General features: G+C 65.3%; 18 protein-coding genes and 1 pseudogene. 15 read left to right on the top strand and 4 right to left on the bottom strand.

Going from position 1 to position 19,106, the window contains the following annotated elements; all coding sequences use genetic code 11:
* The first annotated feature begins 191 nt into the window (after positions 1 to 191).
* Genes ACQY7X_RS08685 through ACQY7X_RS08675 form a run of 3 tightly spaced genes read left to right on the top strand, consistent with a single transcriptional unit; the run spans position 192 to position 2,772 of the window.
* The gene (locus tag ACQY7X_RS08685) at positions 192 to 941 is read left to right on the top strand and encodes an electron transfer flavoprotein subunit beta/FixA family protein (RefSeq protein WP_428249514.1); all 750 of its coding nucleotides are present in this window, start codon (positions 192 to 194) and stop codon (positions 939 to 941) included.
* Position 942: 1 nt separating this feature from the next.
* Entirely contained in the window at positions 943 to 1,878 is a 936-nt protein-coding gene (locus tag ACQY7X_RS08680) for an electron transfer flavoprotein subunit alpha/FixB family protein (RefSeq protein WP_428249513.1), read from the top strand.
* A gap of 21 nt (positions 1,879 to 1,899) precedes the next feature.
* On the top strand, positions 1,900 to 2,772 hold the full coding sequence (locus ACQY7X_RS08675; protein ID WP_428249512.1) for a 3-hydroxybutyryl-CoA dehydrogenase: 873 nt from the start codon (positions 1,900 to 1,902) through the stop codon (positions 2,770 to 2,772).
* A 63-nt stretch (positions 2,773 to 2,835) separates the two neighbouring features.
* Here the strand turns inward: ACQY7X_RS08675 and ACQY7X_RS08670 are convergent, their stop codons facing one another.
* Positions 2,836 to 3,378 (bottom strand): TlpA family protein disulfide reductase, encoded by a 543-nt coding sequence (locus ACQY7X_RS08670; RefSeq protein ID WP_428249511.1) that lies wholly within the window; start codon positions 3,376 to 3,378, stop codon positions 2,836 to 2,838.
* 16 nt (positions 3,379 to 3,394) lie between these two features.
* Between ACQY7X_RS08670 and argH the strand changes: the two genes are divergently transcribed.
* The 6 genes from argH (at position 3,395) to ACQY7X_RS08640 (ending at position 11,408) form a co-directional block, all read left to right on the top strand.
* A complete protein-coding gene (gene argH / locus ACQY7X_RS08665) occupies positions 3,395 to 4,843 on the top strand; it encodes an argininosuccinate lyase (RefSeq protein WP_428249510.1) in 1,449 nt (482 codons plus the stop codon).
* Complete coding sequence (locus ACQY7X_RS08660; RefSeq protein ID WP_428249509.1) at positions 4,843 to 4,995, top strand: hypothetical protein; 153 nt, start codon at positions 4,843 to 4,845, stop codon at positions 4,993 to 4,995. The genes argH and ACQY7X_RS08660 overlap by 1 nt, the downstream gene beginning before the upstream one ends.
* A gap of 12 nt (positions 4,996 to 5,007) precedes the next feature.
* Complete coding sequence (gene lysA, locus ACQY7X_RS08655) at positions 5,008 to 6,297, top strand: diaminopimelate decarboxylase (RefSeq protein ID WP_428249508.1); 1,290 nt, start codon at positions 5,008 to 5,010, stop codon at positions 6,295 to 6,297.
* On the top strand, positions 6,273 to 8,846 hold the full coding sequence (locus tag ACQY7X_RS08650) for a TIGR02302 family protein (protein WP_428249507.1): 2,574 nt from the start codon (positions 6,273 to 6,275) through the stop codon (positions 8,844 to 8,846). The genes lysA and ACQY7X_RS08650 overlap by 25 nt, the downstream gene beginning before the upstream one ends.
* A 140-nt stretch (positions 8,847 to 8,986) precedes the next feature.
* The gene (locus ACQY7X_RS08645) at positions 8,987 to 10,567 is read left to right on the top strand and encodes a hypothetical protein (RefSeq protein WP_428249506.1); all 1,581 of its coding nucleotides are present in this window, start codon (positions 8,987 to 8,989) and stop codon (positions 10,565 to 10,567) included.
* A 31-nt stretch (positions 10,568 to 10,598) separates the two neighbouring features.
* Positions 10,599 to 11,408, top strand: coding sequence for a hypothetical protein (locus ACQY7X_RS08640; protein ID WP_428249505.1), 810 nt, complete (start codon positions 10,599 to 10,601; stop codon positions 11,406 to 11,408).
* Positions 11,409 to 11,446: 38 nt separating this feature from the next.
* Here ACQY7X_RS08640 and ACQY7X_RS08635 read toward each other — a convergent pair whose 3' ends face one another.
* The 3 genes and pseudogenes from ACQY7X_RS08635 to ACQY7X_RS08625 all read right to left on the bottom strand — a co-directional run.
* Positions 11,447 to 11,815 carry a response regulator gene (locus tag ACQY7X_RS08635; protein ID WP_428249504.1) on the bottom strand — a complete coding sequence of 123 codons (369 nt, stop codon included), beginning with the start codon at positions 11,813 to 11,815 and terminating at the stop codon, positions 11,447 to 11,449.
* A gap of 280 nt (positions 11,816 to 12,095) precedes the next feature.
* Complete coding sequence (locus ACQY7X_RS08630; protein ID WP_428250099.1) at positions 12,096 to 12,728, bottom strand: DUF3426 domain-containing protein; 633 nt, start codon at positions 12,726 to 12,728, stop codon at positions 12,096 to 12,098.
* Between the two features lie 180 nt (positions 12,729 to 12,908).
* Positions 12,909 to 12,965 (bottom strand): annotated as a pseudogene (locus ACQY7X_RS08625) (MJ0042-type zinc finger domain-containing protein); the annotation flags it as partial.
* A gap of 152 nt (positions 12,966 to 13,117) precedes the next feature.
* Here ACQY7X_RS08625 and ACQY7X_RS08620 point away from each other — a divergent pair.
* The 6 genes from ACQY7X_RS08620 to ACQY7X_RS08595 are packed head-to-tail and all read left to right on the top strand — an operon-like array spanning position 13,118 to position 19,071.
* Positions 13,118 to 13,768 (top strand): cell division ATP-binding protein FtsE, encoded by a 651-nt coding sequence (locus ACQY7X_RS08620; RefSeq protein WP_428249503.1) that lies wholly within the window; start codon positions 13,118 to 13,120, stop codon positions 13,766 to 13,768.
* Positions 13,765 to 14,691 carry a cell division protein FtsX gene (locus ACQY7X_RS08615; protein ID WP_428249502.1) on the top strand — a complete coding sequence of 309 codons (927 nt, stop codon included), beginning with the start codon at positions 13,765 to 13,767 and terminating at the stop codon, positions 14,689 to 14,691. The genes ACQY7X_RS08620 and ACQY7X_RS08615 overlap by 4 nt, the downstream gene beginning before the upstream one ends.
* A gap of 1 nt (position 14,692) precedes the next feature.
* Positions 14,693 to 15,253 carry a D-glycero-alpha-D-manno-heptose-1,7-bisphosphate 7-phosphatase gene (locus ACQY7X_RS08610; RefSeq protein WP_428249501.1) on the top strand — a complete coding sequence of 187 codons (561 nt, stop codon included), beginning with the start codon at positions 14,693 to 14,695 and terminating at the stop codon, positions 15,251 to 15,253.
* Positions 15,250 to 15,912 (top strand): YdcF family protein, encoded by a 663-nt coding sequence (locus ACQY7X_RS08605; protein ID WP_428249500.1) that lies wholly within the window; start codon positions 15,250 to 15,252, stop codon positions 15,910 to 15,912. The genes ACQY7X_RS08610 and ACQY7X_RS08605 overlap by 4 nt, the downstream gene beginning before the upstream one ends.
* Complete coding sequence (locus tag ACQY7X_RS08600; protein WP_428249499.1) at positions 15,912 to 16,649, top strand: lysophospholipid acyltransferase family protein; 738 nt, start codon at positions 15,912 to 15,914, stop codon at positions 16,647 to 16,649. Before ACQY7X_RS08605 ends, ACQY7X_RS08600 begins: the two co-directional genes overlap by 1 nt.
* 46 nt (positions 16,650 to 16,695) lie before the next feature.
* On the top strand, positions 16,696 to 19,071 hold the full coding sequence (locus ACQY7X_RS08595) for an adenosylcobalamin-dependent ribonucleoside-diphosphate reductase (RefSeq protein WP_428249498.1): 2,376 nt from the start codon (positions 16,696 to 16,698) through the stop codon (positions 19,069 to 19,071).
* Positions 19,072 to 19,106 lie beyond the last annotated feature (35 nt).

Below are 19,106 nucleotides of genomic sequence, written 5' to 3'. Positions count from 1 at the left end.
CGGCGGAACAAGGGGAGGCGCACGAAAATTTCGCCGCGTTTAGAGCCGTTTTCCCTATACCCCGGAGGGCTTTACGGTTCGTTGACAGCCCTGTCAGCGGGTTATAGTGTGCAGCGCGAAAAAATCATGGCAAGGCCGTTCGCCGGCCCATGCCAAAGCCAATTATGTCAGCAAAATAAGGTTTGACGTCCATGAAGGTTCTGGTCGCGGTCAAGCGCGTGGTGGACTACAACGTCAAGATCCGCGTGAAGGCGGATAAGACGGGAGTCGATCTCGCCAACGTCAAGATGTCGATGAATCCGTTCGACGAAATCGCCGTCGAGGAGGCTGTCCGCCTCAAGGAAGCCGGCATCGCCACCGAGGTGGTGGCCGTGTCCATCGGCCCGACGCAGGCCCAGGAAACCCTTCGCACTGCACTCGCCATGGGCGCCGACCGCGGCATCCTGGTGAAGACCGACGCCGAAGTGCAGCCGCTGGCCGTAGCCAAGCTGCTGGCCAAGATTTCCGAAGCCGAAGGCCCGCAACTTTTCATCGTCGGCAAGCAGGCCATCGACGACGACAGCAGCCAGACCGGCCAGATGCTTTCCGCCCTGCTGGGCTGGAGCCAGGGCACCTTCGCCAACAAGGTGGCTATTGCCGATGGCAAGGCGAATGTGGTGCGCGAAGTGGACGGCGGCCTTGAAACCGTTGAACTGACGCTGCCGGCGGTGGTCACCACCGATTTGCGCCTGAACGAGCCGCGCTATGCTTCGCTGCCCAACATCATGAAGGCGAAGAAGAAGCCGATCGACGAAAAGACCCCGGAAGACCTGGGCGTGGACATCGCGCCGCGACTCAAGACGCTGAGCGTCGAGGAGCCGCCGAAGCGCAAGGCCGGCATCAAGGTGCCGGACGTTGCCACCCTGGTGCAGAAGCTGAAGACCGAAGCGGGAGTCATCTGATATGAGCAGCCTGGTCATTGCCGAACACGATAACGCCTCGATCAAGGCCCCGACGCTCAACACCGTCACCGCCGCCAAGGCCATCGACGCCGATGTGCATGTGCTGGTGGCCGGCCATAACGCCGGTGCCGCCGCTGCCGCTGCCGCGAAGATCGCCGGCGTGTCGAAGGTGATCCATGTCGATGCGCCGCATTATGCCAACGGCCTCGCCGAAGCCCTGGCACCGCTGATCGCCGGTCTCGCCAAGGGCTATGGGGCCGTATTGGCGCCGGAAACCACTTCGGCCAAGAACACCCTGCCGCGCGTTGCCGCCCTGCTGGATGTGGCGCAGATTTCCGGCATCGTCGAAGTGAAGTCGGCCGATACTTTCGTGCGTCCGATCTATGCCGGCAACGCCATGGCCACCGTGCAGTCGGCTGACGCCATCAAGGTGATCACCGTGCGCGCCACCGGCTTTGCCGCAGCAAGCGCTGAAGGCGGTTCGGCCAGCGTTGAAACCGGCACTGCCGGTGCCGACCCGGCCGTCTCCGTGTTCAAGGGCCAGGATCTGCAGAAGTCCGACCGCCCCGAACTGACCTCGGCCAAGATCATCGTGTCCGGTGGCCGTGGCATGGGTTCGGGCGAGAACTTCAAGCTGATCGAGGCCGTGGCCGACAAGCTCGGTGCCGCCGTGGGCGCCAGCCGCGCCGCCGTCGATGCCGGCTTCGTGCCGAACGACTACCAGGTTGGCCAGACCGGCAAGATCGTCGCGCCGCAGCTCTATGTCGCGGTCGGCATCTCGGGCGCCATCCAGCATCTCGCCGGCATGAAGGATTCCAAGGTCATCGTCGCCATCAACAAGGACGAAGAGGCGCCGATCTTCCAGGTCGCCGATTACGGCCTGGTCGGCGACCTGTTCAAGGTGCTGCCGGAGCTTGAAGCCGAGCTCGGCAAGTAACCGGCAATACGGGAAAACCGCATGATCAAGACCATCGGGGTAATCGGCGCGGGACAGATGGGCAGCGGTATCGCCCATGTCAGCGCGCTGGCCGGTTTCGATATCCTGCTGCAGGACATCAACCCGGCCCAGCTCGAAAAGGCCGTGCAGACCATCACCGGCAACATGAACCGGCAGGTGGCACGCGGCAAGATCGACGAGGCCACCCGCGATGCGGCGCTGGCGCGGATCAAGACCTCCACCGACATCAAGGTGTTCGAAGCCGCCGGCATCGTGATCGAGGCCGCCACCGAGAACGAGGCGCTGAAGAAGAAGATCCTGGTCGAACTCTGCCCGGTGCTGCCCAAGCATGTGCTGATCGCGACCAACACCTCGTCGATCTCGGTGACCCGCCTCGGCTCGGTCACCGACCGCCCGGAAAAGTTCATGGGCATGCATTTCATGAACCCGGTGCCGGTGATGCAGCTTGTGGAGCTGATCCGTGGCATCGCCACGGAAGAAGCCACCTTCCGCGAGGTGCGCGAACTGACCGTGCAGCTCGGCAAGACCCCGGCCAATGCCGAGGATTTCCCGGCCTTCATCGTCAACCGCATCCTGCTGCCGATGATCAACGAGGCGATCTACACCCTGTATGAAGGCGTCGGTTCGGTGGAAGCCATCGATACCGGCATGCGGCTCGGCGCCAATCACCCGATGGGTCCGCTGCAGCTTGCCGACTTCATCGGCCTCGATACCTGCCTCTCGATCATGCAGGTGCTCTACGAGGGCCTGGCCGACAGCAAGTATCGTCCCTGCCCGCTGCTGGTGAAATATGTCGAGGCCGGCTGGCTTGGCCGCAAGACCAATCGCGGCTTCTACGATTATCGCGGCGAACACCCGACGCCGACGCGCTGAGGGCAGGCTCCGCTCAAATCAAAAAGCCCGGCCGCAATGCCGGGCTTTTTTCATGCCTCTTGCTCAGGGCGCCAGCAGCGCCTTGATCACCGCCACCGCTTCCGGCGCATCCCAATGCGCCTCGCCGACCAGGCGGGCGACTTCGCGGCCATCGCGGCCGATCAGGATTGTCGTCGGCAGGCCATAGGCGCCCCAGGCACGGCCCGATTTCATCGAGGTGTCGATATACGGCTTGATGCCGGGCGTGTTGATCTCGGCCAGGAACTTCTCGACCTTTTCGCGCCCGGCCCGTTCCTGCGCCACCGCCACCAGGGCGAAGCCGGGGTCGTTCACCAATTTCTGCAACCGATCCAGGGCCGGCATCTCGGCGCGGCAGGGGATGCACCAGGTGGCCCAGAGATTGACCAGCACCACACGGCCCTTGAAGGCATCCAGCGTGATCTCGGTGTCGTTTTCATCCTTGAAAACCGCTGCCGCCACTGGTTTCGGCTGGTCCGGCACGATAAGTTTGCGCATATCGCCCTGCAACGGCGGCAGATTGCCCGCCCAGGCCCCGTGCGGCGCCGAAGCAGCCAGCAGCAGGCATCCGATTAACCAGGCAAGCAAGCGCATTTCCGTCCTCATGGCTCGACGCATCTCCTCAAATAAGACCCCAGGTAAGGCTTCCGGCAAGCCGAAACAAGCCGCCGCCAACGATTTGTGGGGCGGGCGTTTTGCCGCAGGCCCTGCCGCGATCATGCTGGAGATCAATGCCTCCATCGGCTTCGATCAGCGCCTCTATGCCCAGGATATCGCCGGCTCCAAGGCGCATTGCCAGATGCTGGTGGCCCAGGGCCTGATCACGCCCAAGGAAGGCAAGGCGATCCTCAAGGGCCTGGATACGATCAAGGCCGAGATCGAGGCCGGCAAGTTCAAGATCGATCCCAAGCTGGAAGACATCCACATGCATGTGGAAACCCGGCTGAAGGAACTGGTTGGCACTGCCGCCGGCCGGCTGCACACGGCGCGCTCGCGCAACGATCAGGTGGCGACCGATTTCCGCCTCTGGGTGCGCGATGCCATCGACCGCGCCGATGCCGGCCTGGCCGATCTGCAACGCCGCCTGCTGGCGCGCGCCGATGACTACGCCGACACCGTGATGCCGGGCATGACCCATCTGCAGGCGGCACAGCCGGTGACTTTGGGCCATCATCTGCTGGCCTATGTCGAGATGCTGGGCCGCGACCGCAGCCGGTTCCAGGATGCGCGCAAGCGGCTGAATTTCAGCCCGCTGGGTGCGGCGGCGCTGGCCGGCACCTCGCTGCCGATCGACCGCCACATGACCGCCAAGGCGCTCGGCTTCTCAGGCCCGGTGCCGAATTCGCTCGATGCCGTGTCGGACCGCGACTTCGCGCTGGAATTCCTTTCGGCGGCCAGCACCTGTGCGGTGCATCTCTCTCGTTTCGCGGAAGAGATCGTGCTGTGGTGCTCGGCGCAGTTCCGCTTCATCAGTTTAAGCGATGCCTTCACCACCGGCTCGTCGATCATGCCGCAGAAGCGCAATCCCGATGCCGCCGAACTGGTGCGCGGCAAGGTCGGCCGCATCATCGGCGCGCATAACGCGCTGCTGATCACGCTGAAGGGCCTGGCGCTGACCTATGGCAAGGACATGCAGGAAGACAAGGAGCCGACCTTCGATGCGGCGGACAGCCTTGAGCTTTGCATTGCAGCCACCGCCGGCATGGTCAGCGATTTCACCGCCAACAAGCCGCGCCTGGAACAGAGCGCCGGCGAGGGCTACACCACCGCCACCGATCTGGCCGATTGGTGCGTGCGCAAGCTGGATATGCCGTTCCGCAACGCGCATCACGTCGCCGGCTCCCTGGTGAAGCTGGCGGAAGGCCAGAACAAGCCGCTGGAAGAGTTGACGCTCGCCGAGATGCAGAGCGTGGAGAAGCGCATCACCAAGGATGTGTTCGCCGTGCTGGGCGTGCAGAATTCGGTGAAGAGCCGGGTTTCCTATGGCGGCACCGCGCCGAAGAATGTGCGCAAGGAAATCGCGCGCTGGCGCAAGCAACTGGGGGCGAAGTGATGCGCCGCACGGTTTCACTGCTGCTGCTGTTCGCCTGCATTGGCGTGTTCCTCGCCGGCTGCGGCCGCAAGGATCTGCCGGATTATCCCCAGGATGCCTCCGAACGCCCGGCCAACCTGCCGCGTCGCGGCACGCCTGTTCCCTATAATTAAAAAGAGCCTGCCATGACCGGCCTGCCCTGGTTTTCCTATCGCGATGGCGTGCTGCATGCCGAAGGCGTCAGCCTCAAGGCCATCGCCGAACAGGTCGGCACGCCGGTCTATGTCTATTCGACGGAAGCGCTGGAAACGAGTTACCGCGCGCTGAGCGAGGCTTTCGCCGGCCTGCCGGCGCTGATCGCCTATGCCGTGAAGGCCAATGGCAACCTGGCCCTGCTGCGCCATCTCGGCTCGCTGGGTGCCGGCGCCGATGTGGTTTCGGCCGGCGAGATGCAGCTGGCGATCAAGGCCGGCATCGCGCCGAGCAAGATCATCTTCGCCGGCGTGGGCAAGACCAAGGCCGAGATGGCCCAGGCGCTCAAGGCCGGCAATACCGGTATCTTGCAGTTCAACGTCGAGTCCGAGCCGGAATTGCGCGCGCTGTCGGAAGTCGCCACCTCGCTCGGTGTTACCGCCCCGGTGGCGATCCGCGTCAACCCGGACGTGGATGCCAAGACGCACAAGAAGATCACCACCGGCAAGGCCGAGAACAAGTTCGGCATCCCGATCGACCGGGCGCGCGAAATCTATGCTCAAGCCGCCAAGCTGCCGGGCATCAAGCCGGTGGGCGTGCATGCCCATATCGGCAGCCAGCTTACCGAGCTTGAACCCTATGATGCCACTTTCGAGCGCCTCGCCGAACTGGTGCGCGACCTGCGCGCCTCAGGCATCAACCTGACCCGCGTCGATCTCGGCGGCGGGCTTGGCATCCGCTACAACGACGAGACGCCGCCCGATCCCAAGGCCTATGCCGATCTGGTGCGCAAGCATATCGCACCGCTGGGCTGCGAACTGGCGCTGGAACCGGGCCGCTTCATCGTCGGCAATGCCGGCTTGCTGCTGAGCACGGTGACCTATGTGAAGCCGGCGGAAGGCAAGCGGTTCCTGATTCTCGATGCCGGCATGAACGACCTGATCCGGCCGGCTCTGTACGAGGCCTATCACGGCATCGTGACAGTGGATGAACCCACTGACACAGTGCGGTTTCCCGCCGATATCGTCGGCCCGGTCTGCGAGAGCGGCGATACCTTCGCCGAGGAGCGCCCGATGCCCGAGGTGAAGGATGGGGATTTGCTCGCCATTCTCTCGGCTGGTGCGTATAGTGCTGCCATGGCTTCGACTTACAATGCGCGCCCGCTGGCGCCCGAGGTGATGGTGAAAGGCAACCAGTTTGCCGTGGTCCGCCGCCGCCCTACCCTTGAAGACATGACGGCACTGGAAAGCCCTGCCCTATGGCGAGACCCGACGACGGCCTGACGCAATCGTCGCTCCCCCCGCCCCCCGAGACGGCACAAGCCTCGGGGACCGCTCCGCTCGCCTCGCTCGATTCCCGCCTCCGCCTCAGCCTGTGGGCGCTCTCCTGGGAACAGATCTGGCCCCGGCTGTTCCCCGCCGGCCTGGTGCTGGCCGGCTTCCTGATCCTGGTCGGCTTCGATATCTGGCGCTTCACCCCGCTCTGGCTGCATTGGCTGCTGCTGCCGGCCTTCGCCATCGGTTTCATCGTGGCGCTCTACCTGCCGTTCCGTGGCTGGCGCCGCCCCGGCAATGCCGAGGCCCTGCGGCGGCTTGAAACCTCGAACGGCCTGGAGCATCGCCCGCTCGGCCAGCTGGCCGACAAACTCGCCGCCGGGCAGCAGGATCCGATTGCCGAGGCTTTGTGGCAGGCGCATCGCCGCCGCCTCGCCGCCCGCATCGGCCAGCTTACCGTCACCCCGCCAGAAGCCGGCTGGTGGCGCATCGATCATTGGGGCCTGCGCGTGGCGCTGGGCCTGCTGCTGGTGGTGGCCTGGGCCAGCCCGGGCGAGCCGCTGCAGCAGCGGTTCCGCGATGCCCTGCAACCCGGCACCGCCACACCGCCCGGCGCCAGCCTGGCGCTGGATGCCTGGATCACGCCGCCGCTCTATACCGGCCGGCCGCCGATCTTCCTCAGCCGCGATGGCAAGCCGGTGGTGACCGCCGAAGGCCTGAACATACCTACCGGCAGCCTGCTCAAGCTGCGCCTGCAGGCCAGCCAGCCGATCTACGGCCTCAAGCTGGGCAGCCAGGTACATGCGCTGAAGCAGATCGACGAGCGCAATGCTGAAGTAGACCTGACGCTGAACCTTGCCGAGCTTGGCGGCCAGACCACGTTGTCGCTGCTGCGCCGCGACCATGCGGTAGCCGATTGGGCGCTGAAACTGCTGCCCGATACGGCGCCGAAGATCGCCTTTGCCGATACGCCCAAGACCGTGGCGCCGGATCGCCGCCAGCCGCAGCTGGAAATCGCGCTGAACGCCGAGGATGATTACGGCGTGCAGAAGATCGAGGTGGAAATCCGCCATGCCGGCAGCGAGGAAAGCTGGCTTGCCGACTGGCCGGCGCCGCCCACCATGGCCGGGGGCTTTTCCGACAAGCGGCCGTTCGATTTCGTCGATCACCCGTTGGCCGGCCAGCCGGTGACCCTGACCCTGATCGCCACCGATGCGTTGAACCAGCTGGGCCGCAGCGAGCCGGTGCAGGCCACCCTGCCGGCGCGGCGCTTCACTCATCCTGTCGCCAAGGCGCTGATCGAGCAGCGCCGCCTGTTGGCGCTGAAGCCCGGTGACGCGCCACGCGTCGCCACCGCTTTGCGCGCACTCAGCCTGGCGCCGGAAAGCTATCGCGACGATACGGCGGTGCATCTCGGCCTGCGCATGAGCGCCGCCCGCCTCGGCCTCAACCGCACGCCGGAAGGCCGTGCCGAGGTTTCCGCCCTGTTGTGGCAGACGGCGTTGCGCATCGAGGATGGCAAGTCGAACCTCGCCGAGCGCGATTTCCAGGCGGCCTATGACCGCCTGCAGGATGCCATGGAGCGCGGTGCCGAGGATAACGAGATCCTGCGCAAGATGCAGGAACTGCGCGAGGCGATGGAACGCCTGATGGAAGAGAAGATGCGCGAGGCGATGGAACGTCTGGCGCGCGGCGAGGAGCCGGAGGAATTGTCCGAGGAAGACGAAGCGATGTCGTCCGAGGATTTCCAGGACATGATGGATCAGGCCGAGCAGATGGCGCGCCAGGGCGACCGCCAGAGCGCGCAGGACATGCTTGAGCAGATGCAGCGCATGCTCGAAGCGATGAAGAACATGCGCATCGGCCGCGCACCGCAGAATGGCAAGCAGGGCGAGCAGCAGGGGCGCCAGCAGGGCCGCCGTGGCAATAACGGCATGGGCCAGCAGCAGATGGGCGAGCTGAACGAGATGATGCGGCAGCAGCAGCAATTGCTCGACCGCTCGTTCCGCCGCAGCCAGCAATTCGGTCGCAATGGTCAGCCGGGCCAACCCGGCCAGCCGGGCGGCGACAACGAGGCCGATGCCCGCCAGCAGGAAGACCTGCGCCGCCGCCTGGGCGAGATGATGAACCGCTTCGGCGAACGTGGCCAGCCGATCCCGGATGCCTTGGGCCGCGCCGACCGCGCCATGCGCGATGCCCGCGAGGCTTTGCGCCGGGGCGAGCCGGGCGATGCCATGCAGGGCCAGAATGATGCGCTGGACCAGATGCGCCAGGGCATGCGCGACATCCAGAATGCCAATCGCGGCGGCGAGCCGGGCGGCCAGGCCGATGCCGCCGACAGCCGCCAGAACAACCGCAACCGCGACAGCCGTGATCCCTTCGGCCGCCCCACCGGCGGCATCGAGAATCCGGGCGAATCGACCCGCGTGCCGGAAGCCGGCATGACCGCCATCGAGCGCGCGCGCCGTATCCTGGAAGAATTGCAGCGCCGTGCCGGCGACCGCGACCGCCCGGCCCTGGAACGCGAATATCTCGACCGCCTGCTGCGGCGGTTTTGACCGTTTCCGCGTGGCAGCCCGCCGTATTCCTGCCCTCATACACCCGGGGCGGCAGCCGGAATATGCAGCAAATATAATATTGACCAATAGTAGTATTTGATATTCGATCTTCCCGATATTGGTTTGGGGGAAGACAGGCCATGATCATCCAGCACAACACCGCCTATCTCGGCGTGGCAGCCCTGCTGCTGGCCGGCTGCGCCCATGACAAAGGCGGCGGCGCGAACCCGCCGGCCAAGCCGGAGACGGTGGAAGAAACGCGGGTCTTCTTTGAAAAACAATGCCTGGCCGAAAAGACCGGGAAACCACAGAGCGGCATTCTAGGGGCCTTGCTGGTAGCCGGCGCCTCGGCCGTGATCGACGTGGGCATTGATGCGATCGGAGCCGCCATCAAGGAAGCTGCGGAACCGAAAACCGAAACCAAGATCGCGCGCCAGACGGGGCATTTTCATGCCCTCTCGCGCGATGGCCTGTTCAAGTCAAACAACGACCTGAACTGTCTCATCGTCGTCCATGGGCAGTTCCATCTCACCAAGCCCGCAGAGGCGAAAAAAGGCGGCAATGCCTTTGAGGTCGACACAGCGGCCCTCGGCATGGCGGCGAGCCCGGCCTTCTATATGGAAGCCGAGGCAGAGTATGGCATCGGCGGACGCATCTTCCGCTATCGGCCAGTCTACCTTGCCTATAACAAGCATCTCGGCTCTGGCATGGGCAGGGAAAATCGCGACATCCTGATCACGGTGGCGTTTGGGCCGCCTGCTGCGGATGGCAACAGCAAGGCTGTTGCCATGGCCAAGTTTGAAATCAAGGACATTGAACCGCCCTATGTCAGGACCAGGAGTCAACTGGCGGAAATCGGGCAGCACCGGGCCATGGACTTTGGCTGGATGCCTGTTATCGCGCCCGATAGCAGCAGCGAGGCCCTGGCTTCCGCAATGACCCGGGGCGATGCCGATATTCAGGCGACGCTGGCGAAATACGCCGGACTGGCGGATGCCAAGCAGGAAATTTATGACCGCATCAGCACCGAAGTATTCCGCCAGGTATTGGTGCCGTTTGCCACCGCCCGGGCAACAGCCCAGCGCGAAGCGGCACTGCAGCAGCAGAAGGACGAATATAATGCTGATTCGATGAAGCTGGTGGCGGAACTTGCCAAGCTGCAAGACACCCAGAACACCGCCAGGCAGATCGAAGCCAAACAGGCACAACTTGCCCAATTGAAAAAGATTGAGACGCTTCAGAAGCAGAATGCTGCAGCGGCGCCATCCATGGCCCCGATATTGGGCGGGACGCTGGAGAGAATGAAGGCGGACCAGGTGGCGATCCTGGAGCTTGGCAAGCCAAAGCTGGCTGGCCAGGATTTCGCCATACCGGCAACACCGCTGAACATCGCGGTCACGCTCACCGAAACCAGGAATGCCAGCAAATTGCTGACATTCCTCAACTCGGTTTTCGAGAAGGCGAAACCCGAACTCAAGACTGCGGCCAAGGGTTTGTTGCCAGAATCCGATGCGGCGCAGGAGACCAAACTGGGACAGCAGGAGACCGCTGCGATCTCGGCGATCCGCTCCACACAAGCCTATGAAGTGGCTGCTGCTGAGCTGGCCGCGTTGAGTCCGGCGGCATCTGCCACCGAGCGCCTGAAGGCGGAACACAAGGTAAGCATGGCGCGCGCTGAAGCAAATGTTGCCCGGCGCAAGGCCGGCCTGCCGCCGCTATGAGCCCGGCATCATGAACGCGGCGCTATGAATAATGGCGGATGGTGACGCCCCTTCAGCCGATGGGCTGCCGTTTTTCGCCCCCGAGCCACCGGCACCGGGGGCACCGGTTGCCGATACAGTGCCGACGCGGTTGGAACCCGGCATGCCGATCATGGTGCAGGGAAAGGCGGTCGGCAGCATCGGCTGTTTCGCCATACGGCTGTCAGACGGCAAACGGATGCTGCTCAGTTGCCGGCATGTGCTGCTTGGCAGCGCAGGCACCCCGGTATATCACCCCGATGCTTCACCACCGGGTGCGCATCTCAAGGTGATTGGCATGGTGGCCGCCGATGGTTTCCTGGATCAGCGCGGCGATGCCGCCGCCGCCCAGCTGAATGAAGAGCGCAGTGGCTTCTGGCGCAGCCGGTATTGGCCTGGCCGCAGCCTGGATTTTCGCGACCCGTCCCCGAATGAACGCGTGGTGAAAGTGGGCTGCATCACCGGCCGCACCGAGGGAATTGTCGGCAGCGCGATGATGCCGCTGGCGGAATATCACGGCATCATGTGCTGGAAGGTATCGCCACTGCCGGGCGCCACCAATGTCCTCTGCGACAATGGCGACTCCGGCGCGGTGTGGGTTGCCGTCAGCGATGGTAGAATCGTTGGCCTGCATATCTATGGCCGCAATTCCCCTGGTGCCGCCGGCTACTCCCAGGCCATGCCGATCAGGACTGTTTTCGACCTGCTCAAGCTGCGCCTGCCGACAGCCGAAGAATTGAGACCACCGCCAGAGCCTGATCCGCTGATCGCCCGAGCGCCGGACATCGCGGCCGGCAAAGCCGGCAATACCGGTATTGCCTGAGAGTGATTAAGCGGTTGGCAGGGTAATCCCGCCTGCCGCTAAGCCACCGGCAGTCCGAGTGCCCTGTCGACCCCGGCGGAGAGGTCGACCATGCTGAACGGCTTCTGCAGCACGCCTTTGGAAAGCTCGGCGAGATCGGCGGCGCGGCGGCGCTCCACGGCATAGCCCGACATCATCAGCACCGGCAGGTCCGGATGGTCGCGCGCCACTATCAGCGCCAGTTCGAGGCCATCCATGTTCGGCATGCTGATATCGGTGAGCAGCAGGTCGAAAGGCGCCTTGGCGAGCTTGATCAGGGCTTCGGCGCCATCGCCGACGGTGACGACCTCATGGCCGCGCAGCTCCAGCACGCGGCGAACGAATTCCCGCACCGGCACTTCGTCTTCGGCCACCAGTATGCGCGCCATCTTTCCTCGCCGCTGGACCCCGCCACTAGCATTAACCGGCTAGCACCTACTGTGCGTCAGGGCTCCACTCCCGGCCATTCACGGCCAGGGCTTTCTGTAAACAGCGTGGGCTCGCGGCTTTTTGCAGGTTTTCAGGCCCGATTCGGCTGCGCGCCAAGCTGATGCAGGCTAGCACCCGAGACTCGCGAATCAAGAAAAAATATTTCAATTGATGACAGCCGGCCTGCCCCGCGGCTGGCGCGCCGCGGTTCCCTGAGGCGGGTTCCCTGCTGGCAGAGGACTAATGCGACGGCAGCGGCGCGAAGGCGACTTCGAGGTCGAGCACTTCTTCCTTCTGGCCCGGCAGCTTCACCGAGAAGGTGAGCCGGGCGCCGGCGGCAACCTTGTCGTCCTCCAGCGTGAGCGTATAGGCGTTGAGTTCCTTGCCCGCCGCGCCGCGCATGGTGACGCGAATCGGCGGCACCGGCCGAGTGCGGTCGGACACGTTCACCACCTCGCCCGAAACCTCGATCTTGCTCTCGCCGCCATCCAGCACCACGGCGGATTTCAGGCTGTGCAGTTCCACGCCAAGCCACTTCGCCGGTTCGACATGGATGCCGACTTTCTCATAGACCTTGGCCAGCGGCGGATACATGCCAACCAGCTCGGTGCGCGCGGCATAGCCGCCACCCAGCACGGCGCCAAGCAGCACCAGCAGCAGCAGCCAGCCTAGCCACAGCATCGGCCGGCGCTGCTTCCTGGCGCCTGCGCCACCCCTGCTGAGGCCCTGCTCGGCCAGGCGGGCGCGGCGACGCTCAATGGCGGCCTCGGCGGCATCGGGCTCGGCCTCGGCATCCTCGAAGGGCGAACGGATCGGCGGCGGTTCCGGGTCCGCCTCGGTTTCCGGCAGCGCGAAGGTATCCGACGGGAACATCTGCTCCGGCGTCGGCGGCGGCGGAGGCGGAGGCGGCGGAGGCGGCGGGGGCGGAGGCGGCGGTGGGGGTGGCGGCGGTTCCGGCGGCGGCGCGGGGGCCGGCGGCTCCGGTTCCGGCAACGGGTCCTGGCGCCAGATGTGGCGGCAGACGCTGCACCTCACCTTGCGCTCCATGCCTCCGAAAGAGGCCGCATCAACGCTGAACCGCGTGGCGCAATTTGGGCAGGTGAGGATCATGCCATACAACTGGCCGCTTGGTGCAGTGCCGTTGCCCTTTTGCGTTTTGCTATTTTCCCTTATAGGACGGACAGGTCCGCGCTTGCAAGCATAGGGCCGGACCGGGTTTTTCGGGAGATGCGGGCGGCGTGATACGGTTTCAGAATGTCGGGATGCGGTATGGACCCGGGCCGGAGGTGCTGCGCGACGTCAGCTTCGACCTGGCGCCGGGCTCGTTCCACTTCCTGACCGGCCCCAGCGGTGCCGGCAAGACCTCCCTGCTCAAGCTGATGTACCTGGCGCACCGGCCCAGCCGGGGCCTGGTAACCATGTTCGGCCAGGATGTCGCCGCTGCCGGACGCGACACCCTGCCGCTGCTGCGCCGCCGTATCGGCGTGGTGTTCCAGGATTTCCGCCTGCTGGACCATTTGAGCGCGCTGGACAACGTGGCCCTGCCGCTGCGCATTGCCGGGGTGCCGGAAGCCCGGGTCGTCGAGCATTGCACCGAGCTGCTGACCTGGGTTGGCCTAGGCGACCGCCTGGAGGCCCGCCCGGCAACCCTCTCGGGTGGTGAAAAACAGCGCGTCGCCATCGCCCGGGCGGTTATTGCCAGGCCGAGCCTGCTGTTGGCGGACGAGCCGACCGGCAATGTCGATCCCGACATGGCGCAGCGGCTGATGTACCTGTTCGTCGAACTGAACAAGAGCGGCACGGCGGTGGTGCTGGCAACCCATGACATCCACCTGCTGGACCGCTTCCGCTTCCCGGTGCTGAAGCTGCGCGGCGGCCAGGTGCAGGTACAGCCGGTGGGGGCAACAGCATGAGCGCCGCCACAAATCCCGCACCCAAGCCCACCCCCAACAGGGCCGGGCGCCCGCCTTCCGACCTGCAGCTTGCCGCCGATGCCTCGGCGCGCTTCCTGCCCTGGGCGCTGGCGGTGATGGTGTTCCTGGCCGCCCTGGCGCTGGCCGGGGCACTGGCACTGGATGGCACCGTATCCTCCTGGCGCCAGGGGGTGTCGAGCCGCCTGACCGTGCAGCTTGCCGACCGTCCCGGCGGCCCGGCCATGGCACAGCGGCTGGAAGCGGCGCTGGCCGCCTTGCGCGCCACGCCCGGCGTGCGCCGGGCCGAGGCTTTGGGCCGCGCAGACGTGGAAAGCCTGCTGCGGCCCTGGCTTGGCGATGCCGCCGCCGGTGCCGGCCTGCCGCTGCCCGGTGTGATCGATGTGGAACTCGATCCCACTGCATCGCTGTCGGTGGCTGCGCTGGCTGCCCAGCTTGAACGCGCCGCGCCCGGCGCCCGGCTGGACGATCCGAAGCCCTGGCTGGATCAACTGGTGCGGCTGGCGCGGCTGCTGCAGGGGCTGGGCCTCAGCATCGTGCTGCTGGTCGGCCTGGCGATGGCGGCGATGGTGATCTTCGCCACCCGCGCCGGCCTGGCGGCGCGGCGCGGCACGATTGAACTGCTGCACCTGATCGGTGCCGAGGATGCCTATGTCGCGCGCCAGTTCCAGCGCCATGTCTCGCGCCTGGCCTTCCTGGGCGGCAGCGGCGGCTGGCTCGGCGCGGCGATCATCCTGCTGTTGATCCAGTTGCTGGCATCGAATGTCGGCAGTGGCCTGCTGCCCGGCTTCTCGCTGGCCTGGTGGCACTGGCTGCTGCTGCTGCTGCTGCCCTTGAGCGCCCAGGTGCTGGCGGTGATCACCGCGCGCCTTACCGTGCTCGGTGAATTGAAACGGATGCTGTGAGATGCTGATTCTGCTCGACCGCGATGGTGTGCTGAACGAAGATCGCGCCGACTATGTGAAGTCGCCGGCCGAATTCGTGCCGATTGCCGGCATCGGCGCGGCCATCGCCAGCTTCAACGCGCGCGGCTGGCCGGTGGTGCTGTGCACCAACCAGGCCTGCATCGGCAAGGGCATCATCGACGAGGCGATGCTGGGCCGCATCCATGATCATCTGCGCGATCATATCGCCAGGGCCGGCGCCCGTATCGACCATATCCTGTTCGCGCCCGATCCGCCCTGGGCACAGACCGACCGGCGCAAGCCCGGCCCCGGCATGCCGCGCGAGGCGATGGCGATGTTCCGCCATGCACCTGCCGACACCGTGTTCATCGGCGATACCGATACCGACATGCAGGCAGCCAAGAGCGCCGGCTGCCGCCGCATCCTGGTGCGCAGCGGCAAGGGCGCGGCAGCTCTGGCCAAGGGCCTGAGCGACAGCGCCCTGCCGGTGGCGGTATTCGATGATCTGGCGCAGGCGGCCGAGCGGCTGCTTGCCGAAGGCATCGAGGTGGCACCGCTATGACCCTGCTGCGCCGCCTGCTGCTTGTGGTTCTGGTATTCGGCCTGCTGCTGATCGGCGGCCTGATGCGCTTTGTCGATACCGTGGCCAGGCAGGCGGAACCGCCGCCGGGCCAGCGCACCGATGGCATCGTGGTGCTGACCGGTGGCAGCGGGCGACTCACCACCGCGATCCGGCTGCTGGATGCCGGCCATGCCGAACGGCTGCTGATTTCCGGCGTGAGTACCGGCGCCAGCAAGGCCACGCTGGCGCAGAGTCTGACCCAGGCGCTGCCGGAGCATCTGCTGGCGCGGCCCGAGCAGCCCGGCATCGACGTACCGGCGCTGATGGAATGCTGCGTCGATCTCGGCTTCGAAGCCACCGACACGGCAGGCAACGCGGCGGAAGCCGTGGCCTGGGCGACGGGCCGCGAGTTGCATTCGCTGCGGCTGGTGACGGCGAATTATCACATGCCGCGTGCGCTGGTGGAATTCCGCCGCCAGGCCGGCAGCATCACCATCCTGCCGCATCCGGTGCGCCCGGATTTCCTGCGCGTGGAAGATTGGTGGCGTCATCGCGCCGACGGCTTCTTCCTGCTCGGTGAATACAGCAAATACGTCGCCGCCCTGATCCGGATGCGCATCGAGGATCAGATCGATGGCTGGCTGAAGGCGGATTCCTGATGTTGCTGCTGCTCCGCTCCCTGCTGTTCCAGGCCAGCTTCCTGCTGTTCACCGCCACGGTGGCGATCCTGACCATGCCGCTGCTGGCGCTGCGCTGGCGCAGCATGGTCAAGCCGATCAGCCAGTTCTGGGCGCGCGGCGTGAATGTGCTGCTGAAACTCATCGCCGGCATCGATTACCGTATCGAGGGCCGTGAGAATCTGCCCAAGGGGCCATTCATCCTCGCCGCCAAGCACCAGTCGCTGTGGGATACCTCGGTGGTGCTGGCGCTGTTTGACAATCCCTGCATCGTCATCAAGCAGGAATTGCTGCGCATCCCGATCTATGGCTGGTTCACCAAGGTGCTGGGCATGGTGCCGGTGGACCGCGATGGCGGCGGCGCGGCGCTGAAGCAGATGCTGCGCGCCTGCCGCGCGGCAGCCGAGCAGGGCCGCGTGCTGATCATCTTCCCGCAGGGTACGCGCACGCTGCCGGGCGAAGACGCGCCCTATCAGCCCGGCGTGGTGGCGATCTACCGCGAAACCGGCCTGCCGGTGGTGCCGGCGGCGCTGAATTCCGGCTACTTCTGGCCCAAGCATGGCTGGCGCCGGCCACCTGGCGTGATCCGGCTGCAATATCTGGAACCGATCCCGCCCGGCCTCAAGCGCGATGCCTTCATGGCCGAGCTGACCGGCCGGATCGAGACTGCCAATGCAAAGCTCGAAGCCGAGACGCGGGAATCGTTACAGAAACAATAATAGAACATTTTGTTGACTCAAGGCAGTGGGGCGGTACCATAACCCCATGCCGCTGACCGCACCGATCTCCCAGCAGATCTGGGATATGAAATACCGCCTGAAAGGCCCGGACGGGCATCCTCTGGATCACACCATCGAGGATACCTGGCGGCGGATCGCGGCTGCCGTGGCGGTGCCGGAAGCCGAGCCGAAAGCCTGGGCAGACCGTTTCTACGATGCGCTCTCTGATTTCCGCTTTCTGCCCGCCGGGCGCATCGTCGCCGGGGCCGGTACCGGGCGGAAGGTGACGCTGTTCAACTGCTTCGTCATGGGCAGCATCCCCGACGACATGAGCGGCATCTTCGAGCATCTGAAGGAAGCCGCGCTGACCATGCAGCAGGGCGGCGGCATCGGCTACGATTTCTCCACGCTCAGGCCACGCGGCGCGCTGGTGAAAGGCGTCGGCGCCGATGCCTCGGGTCCGTTGAGCTTCATGGATGTGTGGGACGCCATGTGCCGCACCATCATGTCCGCCGGCCATCGCCGCGGCGCCATGATGGCGACGATGCGCTGCGACCATCCCGATATCGAAGCCTTCATCGCCGCCAAGCAGGAGCCGGGCCGGCTGCGCATGTTCAATCTGTCGGTGCTGGTGACCGATGCCTTCATGCAGGCGGTGCGGCAGAACCAGCCCTGGGAACTGCGCTTCAACGGCACGACCTACAAGACGCTACAGGCGCGCGACCTGTGGGAGCGCATCATGCGCGCCACCTACGCCTATGCCGAGCCTGGCGTGATCTTCATCGACCGCATCAACCAGCGAAACAACCTGCATTACTGCGAGAGCATCAGCGCCACGAATCCCTGTGGCGAGCAGCCACTGCCGCCCTATGGCGCCTGCCTGCTTGGCTCGATCAATCTGGCCCGCCTGGTGCGCCAGCCATTCGAGGAGGGCGCGGCGCTGGATATGGCTGAACTGCGCCGGCTGACCACCATCGCCGTGCGCATGCTGGACAACACCATCGAGGTGTCGAATTTCCCGCTGGCAGCGCAGGCCGAGGAAGCACGGATGAAGCGCCGCATCGGGCTGGGCGTCACCGGCCTGGCCGATGCGCTGATCCTCTGCGGCGCGCGCTATGGTTCACCACAATCCCTGGCGCTGATCGAAACCTGGCTCTGCGAAATCCGTGATGCCGCCTACCGTGCCTCGGTGGAACTGGCGCGCGAGAAAGGCCCCTTCCCGCTGTTCGACGCCGAAGCCTATCTCGCCGGCGCGACGGTGGCGGAACTGCCCGAGGATATCCGCGCCGGCATCCGCGAGCATGGCATCCGCAACGCATTGCTGACGTCGATTGCGCCGACCGGCACGATTTCGCTGTTCGCGGACAATATTTCCTCCGGCCTCGAGCCGGTTTTCGCCTTCAGCTACAGCCGCAATGTGCTGATGCCCGATGGCAGCCGCCGCGAGGAGGAAGTGAGCGACTACGCGCTGCGGCTCTACCGCCAGATCAAGGGCGAGGATGCGCCGCTGACCGAGGCTTTCGTCGACGCCCAGAGCCTGGCGCCCGCCGATCATGTGCGCGTGCAGGCCGGCGTGCAGAAATACATCGACAGCTCGATTTCCAAGACCATCAACCTGCCCGAAGACATTTCCTTCGAAGCCTTCAAGGATGTCTACGCGCTGGCCTATGACAGCGGCTGCAAGGGCTGCACCACCTATCGCCCCAACGAAGTGACCGGCGCGGTGCTGAGCGTGAAGAAGGCCGGCGGCAAGGCCGCAACGAAAGCGCAGCAGGCCGAACTGCCGCTGGTGCCGGCACAGCGCCCGGCTGCCATCACCGCCTCACCGATTTCGGGTAGCTCAATTTCAGGCAATTCTGTTTCGGCGGGCGGCGTGGTCTACATGACCCGGCCGCTCGACCGCCCGGAAGCCCTGCCCGGCAAGACCTACAAGATCACCTGGCCGGATTCCGAGCACGCCATGTACATCACGGTGAATGACATCGTGCAGGATGGCCGGCGGCGGCCGTTCGAGGTGTTCATCAACTCGAAGAATACCGAGCATTATGCCTGGACCGTGGCGCTGACCCGCATGATCTCGGCGGTGTTCCGGCGCGGCGGCGATGTCAGCTTCGTGGTCGATGAGCTGAAGGCGGTGTTCGATCCGCGCGGCGGGCAATGGATGGGCGGGCGCTATATCCCGTCGCTGCTGGCTGCCATCGGCGAGGTGATCGAACGCCACCTGATCGATATCGGCTTCATCAGCGGCCCGGATCAGCCTGCCGCCGATAGCGTGGTGATCCCGCTGGTGGCCCAGGTTAACGAACCGGCGGCGCGGCCGATGGCCGGCCTGCGGCAATGCCCGAAATGCGGCCAGCCCAGCCTGATCAAGGCCGAGGGCTGCGACACCTGCACCGCCTGCGGCTATAGCAAGTGCGGCTGACACGGCTATAGTGGGTTGCAGAGAAAACCCAACCA

Source organism: Ferrovibrio sp., assembly GCF_965278975.1.
Taxonomy (GTDB): domain Bacteria; phylum Pseudomonadota; class Alphaproteobacteria; order Ferrovibrionales; family Ferrovibrionaceae; genus Ferrovibrio.
Note: the sequence above shows the minus strand (reverse complement) of the source record. Positions and strands in the feature narration are given on the sequence as shown.

Coding starts and splice junctions, on each gene's coding strand:
- ACQY7X_RS08685 (WP_428249514.1), top strand. CDS start 192: ATGAAGGTTCTGGTCGCGGTCAAGCGCGTGGTGGACTACAACGTCAAG.
- ACQY7X_RS08680 (WP_428249513.1), top strand. CDS start 943: ATGAGCAGCCTGGTCATTGCCGAACACGATAACGCCTCGATCAAGGCC.
- ACQY7X_RS08675 (WP_428249512.1), top strand. CDS start 1,900: ATGATCAAGACCATCGGGGTAATCGGCGCGGGACAGATGGGCAGCGGT.
- argH (WP_428249510.1), top strand. CDS start 3,395: ATGGCTCGACGCATCTCCTCAAATAAGACCCCAGGTAAGGCTTCCGGC.
- ACQY7X_RS08660 (WP_428249509.1), top strand. CDS start 4,843: ATGCGCCGCACGGTTTCACTGCTGCTGCTGTTCGCCTGCATTGGCGTG.
- lysA (WP_428249508.1), top strand. CDS start 5,008: ATGACCGGCCTGCCCTGGTTTTCCTATCGCGATGGCGTGCTGCATGCC.
- ACQY7X_RS08650 (WP_428249507.1), top strand. CDS start 6,273: ATGGCGAGACCCGACGACGGCCTGACGCAATCGTCGCTCCCCCCGCCC.
- ACQY7X_RS08645 (WP_428249506.1), top strand. CDS start 8,987: ATGATCATCCAGCACAACACCGCCTATCTCGGCGTGGCAGCCCTGCTG.
- ACQY7X_RS08640 (WP_428249505.1), top strand. CDS start 10,599: ATGGCGGATGGTGACGCCCCTTCAGCCGATGGGCTGCCGTTTTTCGCC.
- ACQY7X_RS08635 (WP_428249504.1), bottom strand. CDS start 11,815: ATGGCGCGCATACTGGTGGCCGAAGACGAAGTGCCGGTGCGGGAATTC.
- ACQY7X_RS08630 (WP_428250099.1), bottom strand. CDS start 12,728: ATGTTCCCGTCGGATACCTTCGCGCTGCCGGAAACCGAGGCGGACCCG.
- ACQY7X_RS08620 (WP_428249503.1), top strand. CDS start 13,118: ATGCGGTATGGACCCGGGCCGGAGGTGCTGCGCGACGTCAGCTTCGAC.
- ACQY7X_RS08615 (WP_428249502.1), top strand. CDS start 13,765: ATGAGCGCCGCCACAAATCCCGCACCCAAGCCCACCCCCAACAGGGCC.
- ACQY7X_RS08610 (WP_428249501.1), top strand. CDS start 14,693: ATGCTGATTCTGCTCGACCGCGATGGTGTGCTGAACGAAGATCGCGCC.
- ACQY7X_RS08605 (WP_428249500.1), top strand. CDS start 15,250: ATGACCCTGCTGCGCCGCCTGCTGCTTGTGGTTCTGGTATTCGGCCTG.
- ACQY7X_RS08600 (WP_428249499.1), top strand. CDS start 15,912: ATGTTGCTGCTGCTCCGCTCCCTGCTGTTCCAGGCCAGCTTCCTGCTG.
- ACQY7X_RS08595 (WP_428249498.1), top strand. CDS start 16,696: ATGCCGCTGACCGCACCGATCTCCCAGCAGATCTGGGATATGAAATAC.